A 4,550-nucleotide genomic window follows, 5' to 3' on the forward strand; every position below is an offset into this window, starting at 1 on the left:
CGGCGCCGTCGCCGTCCTCGTAGTCGTAGTAGCCCTTGCCGGTCTTCTGGCCGAGTTCCTCGGCTTCGACCTTCTCCTCGACGATGGGCGGGACGGGCTGGCCGGCCTCCTTGCGGACGTGGTAGCCGATGTCGATACCGGTCAGGTCACCGAGTTCGAACGGCCCCATCGGGTAGCCGCGCTCGTGGACCATCGTGGCGTCGGTCTCTCGGATCGTGGCCTCGTCATTGCTGACCATCCAGCCGGCTTCGTCGCCGAACGGACCCAGCACGCTGTTGACGACGAACCCGCGAACGTCCTTCCGGACGTAGATGGGCGTCTTGTCGATGGACTCGACGAACTCGTAGGTCGTCTCGGCCGTCTCGTCGGAGGTCTCCTGCCCGTAGATGACCTCGACGAGGTCCATCTTCACCGGCGGATTGAAGAAGTGCATCCCGACGACCCGTTCGGGTCGGTCGGTCGCTTCCGCGATCTCCGTGATGGGAAGCGAGGAGGTGTTGGAGGCGAGGATGGCGTCGTCGTGGGTCATCTCGTCGAGGTCCGAGAAGATGTCGTGTTTGATGTCCATCTCCTCGGGGGCGGCCTCGATGACGAGGTCGGCGTCCTCGGTGGCTTCTTCGAGATCCGTCGTCGTGTCGATTCGGTCGAGGATCTCGGCGGGCGCCTCGTCGATGCGACCCTTCTCGGCGAGCTTTTCGAGGCTCCACTCGATGTCCTCGTAGCCGTCCTCGACGAACTCCTCTTTGATGTCGCGCATCGTGACGTCATAGCCTGCGAGCGCGACGACTTCCGTAATACCGTGTCCCATGTTCCCCGCGCCGAGTACCGCGACGCGGTCGATGGCATCAAGCGTCATACGACTGGTTCTGTCGGCGGCAACCCCTTAAGGATACCTCATGTTATTATCGTTGTTAGATATTCGGCCAGTTGGCCCAATAGTTGTAAACTGAAATTCGGTGAAACGTATCTATCGTGGTGCCGAAACACGGTGTTTTCCGGTTCGGAAGATATTTTTTCACGGACGGAAAAGAATCACCCATGAGCGCGGAGACGGAGGACAGGATATTAGAAGTCCTCGAAGACGATGCGCAGGCATCCTACGCGGAGATCGCCGAGCGCGCCGACGTATCGAAGCCGACCGTCCGGAAATACATCGAGAAACTCGAATCGGAGGGCGTCATCGTCGGCTACTCGGCCGACATCGACCCGAAGAAACTCACGGGCAAATCCATCGCCCTCGTCGGCATCGACGTGGCCAGCGAACGCTACGTCGAGGCCACGAAGGAACTGAAGGACCTCGATGCCGTGGAGTCGCTGTACTCCTCCAGCGGCGACCACATGCTGATGGCCGAGGTCCGAGCCCCCGACGGCGACGCCGTCGGCGACGTCATCGCCGAACAGATCCTCGAGATCGAGGGCGTCGAGGCCGCCCACCCCTCCTTCCTGCAGGAACGACTCAAATAACGCCGTCGTCCGTCTCCGCTCCGCCGTTTTCCACAGTCGGGTTCCGACGCCCGTGGTGTTTTGCCCGTCGCCGCCCTACTGTCGAGTATGGCCACCTACCAGCGCGAGACGTGGGTCGACGCGCCGCTCGAAGAGGTCTGGGAGTTCCACTCCACCATCGAGGGACTGGAGAAGCTCACCCCCGAATACATGCACCTCGACGTCCGCGGGGTCGTCGGCCCGGACGGCCAGCCAGACCCCGAGCTCCTCGAAGCAGGCGCGCGCATCGAGATGTCAATCCGGCCGTTCGGCGTCGGGCCACGACAGGAGTGGACCTCCGTCATCACCGAGCGTGCGGAGTGGGAGGGTGCCGCCATGTTCCACGACGTGATGGAGGAAGGCCCCTTCCCGACGTGGGAGCACACCCACCGCTTTTTCGCTGACGAGGGCGGTACCGTGGTCTCGGACCGCGTCGAATACGAACTGCCGGGCGGCCCGCTCGGACGGGCCGTCTCGCCGCTCGGCTGGGTCGGCTTCGAGCCCATGTTCCGCGGGCGACACCGGAAGACGAAGCGACTGCTGGAGTAGTCGGAGACGCCGCCACGAAGCAGCACTCGCGGGGGAGAAACGGCGCTTCGAAGGTCGTTCGGCTGCGAGCACTCGAGGGCGCGTCGCCGACTCGCTACTCGATTGCCCGCCAGGCGTCGTCCGCCTCGAGTTCCCGGGTGGCTGTCCGGACTTCCGAGCGGATCGCGCCGTAGAACCGCTCGCGGCCGACCGGCGTTCGAACGCGGATGATGACGGTCTCGGTCGTGACCGCGAACGCCGCCAGCGCCCAGCCGCCGTCTCGCTTTTCCCACCGTCCAATGACCGTCGCCGCGTCGTCCCCGACGGTACGAGAGCCCAGCGCCCAGCTCATGCGGGTCAGATGGGACAACTCGAAGGGAACGACGTCCGGCAGCTCGGCGACGGCGGGACCGGCCATCCCGTTCGGACTGTCATGAACTGCCATATCACGAGAAGTGACCTCACCCAGCAAAAACCCATCTATTTTCGCGAGAGGAGTTGCCAACCACCTCACAGGCTCAGCGTGGCCCACATCAGGACGGCGGCGAGGATCGGGATCGTGAGGTTGTCATCGACGACCCACCCTCGGATGGTCGGCTTGACGCCGTCGGCGACCATCGCGCCGAAGGCACCGGCGGCGGCCGCAAGCGGCGGGACGAACGGATACGCGAGGGCGAAACTCACGAGGAACATCCCGACCAGTACGCGAGGGCGGGCGATGGCGCGGAGTTCGCCACTGGAGAGGATACCGCCGACGGGGTCGGCAAGCATCAGCATGAACAGTGCGGGGACCGCAATCTGGGGCCGGAAGGCCAGCACGACGACCGTACTGCTGAGGACGTAGAGGGCGTACCCGGCAACCGAGTCCTGTTCGTACTCGCGGGTGAGTTGCTCGTAGATGGCGTGTTCGAGGCCACCGTAGAGGCGAGCGGCCTCGAGGAGGGCAGTCACGACGAGGCCGACGACGGCGAGGGCCTGTACGGCCTGCCACGTGACGAGTCCGACCCCGTAATGGGCGTCCAGTAGATACGCTCCGGGGACGACAGCCCCGGAAGCGTGGACGACCCGACGACGAATCTCGAAGGGCATATCCGACCAGTTAGGAGGTGGGGACTTAGATTCGGTCGGTTTGAATCGCCGGCGAGTGGGACATGCCAGCCAACAGTCTATTGTTCGTGGCACCTAACCGAGTACACGATGGGGACGACCGACGCCGAGATCGACCTCGGAAGCGACGCCGCGTGGGTCGCGGCCGCCCTCGTGTTGATGGCGAGCCTCAGCGGCGCGGTCGTCCTCGCGGAGTGGCCGTTCTGGGGCGTCCAACTCGAGCAACCGGAGGAACCCGATCTCGTCACGGTCGGCGACGCGGAATCGGAGCTGTGGCCCTACACAGCCCGCACAAAGCGGTTCGAGGCGCGCACGCTGGGGATCAACGTCGTCTTCTACGACGACCCGGAGGACGTCGAAACCGCGCTCCGCGAGCGGTCGGCCCTGCGGTGGGAGGAAGGAGATCCCATCGAGACGACCGACAACGGAACCAACACCAGCGAGCGCGTCGAGATCGACCCCGAGGCCGAGCGCATCGAGGACGCCATCACGTTCCAGGACGCCGAGGGCGCGAAACGGTACACGTACGTCGAAACCGATGGTGAAGGCGTCTGGCTCGAGGAGTCCTACCAGTTGCACTCGGGGACGTATCTCGGCGAGCGGATGCACATCCGCGCCTACAACGACCCCAACGGCGAGTGGACGGCCGTGCAGGTCCACGAGGAACACTGGGACTGGTTCCGACTCCGGCACACCGTCACCGGGATCAGTGACTCCCAGCGGCGACTGGAGGAGGACTTCATGGGCAAGCCCTACGTCGAGGAGGTGGTCCGGCTCCCGTTCGGCAACCGCACCGCCGACGGCGACGGCTGGGCCTCGGTCATCTATCTCGCAATAGTCCCGGCGTTACTGCTGGGCTCCACACGACTGTTCCGGGACGTCAAGCTCGCTGGGCGACGCTTCATCCTTCGGCAGCGTCGGGAACTGGTACTCGGAGCCACCGTCTTCGGGATGTATCTGGCGGTCCGGTTCGTCGGCATCGCCGGTGAGACGTTCGCCACCGGTCTCTCGCCGAAGCTCATCGCCGCGCCGCTGTATCTCTGCTTGGCGCTCGGGACTCCGGCAATCGCGTACCAGCTCGGTCGAGGGTCGAACCACACATGGGCGTTCGCCTTCGCCGCGGCCGGCCTCGGAACGGCGTTCGTCGTCGATTTCGCCGCGATGGGGGTGTCTCTCCTCCCGCTACGGGTCATCCTCCACCGGGCGGCGGTGGTCACCGCGCTCGGTCTCATCGCACTCGGCGGGGCGCTGGCGGTCGAACGGGACGAATATCCCCCGGCACTTCTCGTGGGACTCGCCGGGTGGCTGGCGGCGCTTCTCGCACCGCTTTTCGGCTACCTCTGATATCCGTCGGACGAAGGTATCCGGGATGGTTCGGACAAAGAAGTTTATAAGCGTCCGTACGCGAGATAATGGCCAGTGCCATCCGACCC

Annotated in this window: 6 protein-coding genes; 3 read left to right on the forward strand and 3 right to left on the reverse strand. The window is 64.8% G+C overall.

The genetic code is table 11. From position 1 onward, the window contains the following. Positions 1-856, reverse strand: an 856-nt coding sequence (locus tag V5A53_RS13060; RefSeq protein WP_332314058.1) for a 3-hydroxyacyl-CoA dehydrogenase family protein, incomplete at its 3' end; no start/stop codon positions are given. A 182-nt stretch (positions 857-1,038) separates the two neighbouring features. On the opposite strand from V5A53_RS13060, the gene lrpA1 reads away from it, so the two are divergent. Continuing rightward, entirely contained in the window at positions 1,039-1,464 is a 426-nt protein-coding gene (lrpA1, locus tag V5A53_RS13065; RefSeq protein ID WP_332314059.1) for an HTH-type transcriptional regulator LrpA1, read from the forward strand. Between the two features lie 87 nt (positions 1,465-1,551). Continuing rightward, entirely contained in the window at positions 1,552-2,031 is a 480-nt protein-coding gene (locus V5A53_RS13070; protein ID WP_332314060.1) for an SRPBCC family protein, read from the forward strand. A gap of 94 nt (positions 2,032-2,125) precedes the next feature. On the opposite strand, the gene V5A53_RS13075 is transcribed toward V5A53_RS13070, so the two are convergent. Both V5A53_RS13075 and V5A53_RS13080 read right to left on the reverse strand, forming a co-directional pair. Continuing rightward, on the reverse strand, positions 2,126-2,455 hold the full coding sequence (locus V5A53_RS13075) for a hypothetical protein (RefSeq protein WP_332314061.1): 330 nt from the start codon (positions 2,453-2,455) through the stop codon (positions 2,126-2,128). Between the two features lie 65 nt (positions 2,456-2,520). Continuing rightward, positions 2,521-3,099, reverse strand: a complete 579-nt coding sequence (locus V5A53_RS13080) for a dolichol kinase (protein WP_332314062.1) — start codon at positions 3,097-3,099, stop codon at positions 2,521-2,523. A 108-nt stretch (positions 3,100-3,207) separates the two neighbouring features. On the opposite strand from V5A53_RS13080, the gene V5A53_RS13085 reads away from it, so the two are divergent. Then, a complete protein-coding gene (locus V5A53_RS13085; protein WP_332314063.1) occupies positions 3,208-4,461 on the forward strand; it encodes a hypothetical protein in 1,254 nt (417 codons plus the stop codon). Positions 4,462-4,550: the final 89 nt, after the last annotated feature.

Source organism: Natronomonas sp. (assembly GCF_036625485.1).
Lineage (GTDB): Archaea > Halobacteriota > Halobacteria > Halobacteriales > Haloarculaceae > Natronomonas.

Excerpts from the sequence above, each read along its gene's own strand:
- lrpA1 (WP_332314059.1), top strand. The coding sequence starts at position 1,039 with ATGAGCGCGGAGACGGAGGACAGGATATTAGAAGTCCTCGAAGACGAT.
- V5A53_RS13070 (WP_332314060.1), top strand. The coding sequence starts at position 1,552 with ATGGCCACCTACCAGCGCGAGACGTGGGTCGACGCGCCGCTCGAAGAG.
- V5A53_RS13080 (WP_332314062.1), bottom strand. The coding sequence starts at position 3,099 with ATGCCCTTCGAGATTCGTCGTCGGGTCGTCCACGCTTCCGGGGCTGTC.
- V5A53_RS13085 (WP_332314063.1), top strand. The coding sequence starts at position 3,208 with ATGGGGACGACCGACGCCGAGATCGACCTCGGAAGCGACGCCGCGTGG.
- V5A53_RS13075 (WP_332314061.1), bottom strand. The coding sequence starts at position 2,455 with ATGGCAGTTCATGACAGTCCGAACGGGATGGCCGGTCCCGCCGTCGCC.